The organism is Anaerobium acetethylicum, from assembly GCF_900096945.1.
Classification (GTDB): Bacteria; Bacillota; Clostridia; order Lachnospirales; family Lachnospiraceae; genus Anaerobium; species Anaerobium acetethylicum.
In genome coordinates this window covers 1-1,403 of record NZ_FMKA01000100.1, presented here as the reverse complement: position 1 = coordinate 1,403, position 1,403 = coordinate 1, and the positions used below count along the sequence as shown (strand labels likewise).

At 40.5% G+C, this 1,403-nt stretch carries 2 protein-coding genes; both read right to left on the bottom strand.

What is annotated here, in order from left to right; all coding sequences use genetic code 11:
• Positions 1 to 479, bottom strand: a 479-nt coding sequence (locus BJR36_RS19965; RefSeq protein WP_139133602.1) for a hypothetical protein, incomplete at its 3' end; no start/stop codon positions are given.
• A gap of 256 nt (positions 480 to 735) precedes the next feature.
• A complete protein-coding gene (locus tag BJR36_RS19960) occupies positions 736 to 1,035 on the bottom strand; it encodes a tetratricopeptide repeat protein (RefSeq protein ID WP_091237181.1) in 300 nt (99 codons plus the stop codon).
• Between the last annotated feature and the right edge of the window lie 368 nt (positions 1,036 to 1,403).

The following is a 1,403-nucleotide window of genomic DNA, read 5'->3' as shown; positions in this document are numbered from 1 at the left end:
TATCCTGCATCTGTTATAAGGGCGGTTACATCTCCGTGGCCGTTGTAGATATAGCTGTAGGTTGTTCCGCTGTTCCTGTTTCCGACTGTGCGGAACAGCAGGTTTGTGCCGTATACATTCCTTCCTGTCTGGTTGCGGTTACTGTCGAGTTCAAGGATGACCTTGTCGCCTTCATAGAGGTAATAGGTTATTTTCCCCTGTGCCTCGCCCGGAGCCTTCACGCTCTTTGCAACCCTGTAGCCTTCGCCATTGTAGGTGGATCTTACTTCTGTTCCTTCGGCTGTACGGGTGCATACCAGCTGATTACGAAGGTCGTATTCATTATACATGGAATCATAGGAATTTGAACTTCCTTCACCACAGTATTCCTCAACAAATGTACTGAGCTGATTTCCGTTATTGTCATATGAATAATATACATACTTTGACTTGTTTGTATAATTTATGTAATCATATTCCCATGTTGTGGTATTTGTCAACCAGAGACCGGGGAAAAAGAAAGACGGCCATCGTGCAGACAACCGCCTTAAGACTTATTTCTTTCCAGCCACAAAATCTATTATATGTACTTGAAGCAAATACTCGAATAGCGCTAAGGTCGCAGACTCGTTTCACGCAGTATGATGAGCAACTTACTTGATGGGAGTCCACCCATCGGATTATTCGCCCTTGGCTGGATATACGTTCAGGCATCACTGTCTGAAGTTTATCCTTTTTTAATAGGGTCAGGCACGCTCAGCGAGGGCGTGCTGTCGCCCGAGCGGCCTTCTTTAATCTTTCTTGCAATAAATATACACATCCGATATTAAATAAAATCTCGCCATTGTCTGGGTCCAATAACAAAGCTTTAGAGAATGCGTCAACAGCTTTATCATACTCACTCATACTCGCATAGGCATTACCTAAATCCATATATACGTCTGAATTTTGCTCGATCTCAATTGATTTAGAAAAAAGCTCTACAGCTTTATCAAATTTTTCAATTCCCATCATTGCAAAACCTTGCATCTTATAATCAAGTGCTTGTTCGTTCAATTTGCATACCTCCTCGTTAAATAGTGTTATTAAAAACAGAATAAGAATTTAATTCTTTGGTCTCTACATTTATACCTTTTGATTTCAATGTTCCTATCAAAGATGGCTCGAAGTAATCATAAAATATTGCTTCATACTCATTAAGTGGCCATTCGCGATCTACAATTTGTTTTCTCACATCTGAATAATGGTAACCTGTTCCATCTGCCAAAAATTCTATTCGTCTCGACTTCTCGTCATATTTAACATTTCTAATAGAACTAAACGGCATTACAACCTGGATTCCCGCAACTCCTCACTAGGTTGCCACTAGAAAACACTTAAAAACCGCATGAAATCAGTGCTTTCAACCCATTGCGTATTGATTT